We start from the raw sequence: 1,079 nt of genomic DNA on the forward strand, positions 1-1,079 counted from the left end.
AAATTAGATACCGCCAAGCCAATAGCTGCCGCCTGTCTTGCCTCCTTACGGACATCCTCAACTGCATAATTTAATGTCTCAAATTTCATATCTGTATAGGCTTTCGACTCACTAACCCCATTGTTAACTAGATCATTGATGTGATCATCTGTGTATTTCTTCGCATCTTCAAGAACTAACTTCATCTGCTGATCCGTATAATCATGCAACTGACCACCAGTGACTGCTTCTTTCGAACCACTCTCAATCCGTCCTTCCGCTAAATTATCTATCAATACCGGATCACTTTCATTCCCACCAACTAACGTAACTTTATTCGTTTTCTTGCCATTCTCATCCTTATCATAATTAACGGAACCATTCGTGACAGCACTTTCAACATCCTTTACATGTTGATCTAGATTATCTACACGGTTTTCAACCTTGCTAACTCTATCATTCGTTTCCCAAAGCTGACCACCATTAACAACTTCTTTCGATCCTTTCGATATGTCACCATCCGCTACATGCGTAATCTTACTATCCGATCCATTATGACTACCATCATAGCCTCCTAAATCATCGTTCCAATTCAAACTGTTCGAGGAAACATTCTGCGCTACATTATTAATCCGATCGTTGATACCTGACAAACTGCCGTTAATGCCTTCAAATGCACCACCTACACTATCATAACTCTTACTCTCAGAAGAGCTTCCATCGCTTTTGAATTGCGCTATCTGGAACTGAGGCGCTGTCCATTCGCCATTTTCATATGTCGCTCCACCTCCTAAATATAGCGCTAACCTCTGATGCAACTGATACAACTGGTTGCCTGTGATCGCTTCTGTCGAACCAGAAGAAATAGATCCATCAACTAAATGGCTGAGCTTGCTATCGTGCTTCTCCGAACCTTTGCCATGAACCGCTACAAAAGATCCATCAGCATCACTCCACAACAATGCATTCTGCTCAACATTGTCCGAAAGCTCATGGTGAAGCTTCGTGAAAGCCGTATTCACACCTGCAAACGCCGATGATACACTATCATAGCTTATCTCATCAAAACTGCCATCATCTTTAAAGCTCAATATCTTGAA

1 pseudogene is annotated in these 1,079 nt (G+C 41.8%); it reads right to left on the reverse strand.

Annotated elements, in window-relative coordinates:
• A pseudogene (locus ABD909_RS07035) lies at window positions 1-1,079 on the reverse strand (Vomp family autotransporter); the annotation flags it as partial.

Origin of the sequence: Bartonella acomydis (genome assembly GCF_039543025.1) — a bacterium.
Taxonomy (GTDB): Bacteria; Pseudomonadota; Alphaproteobacteria; order Rhizobiales; family Rhizobiaceae; genus Bartonella; species Bartonella acomydis.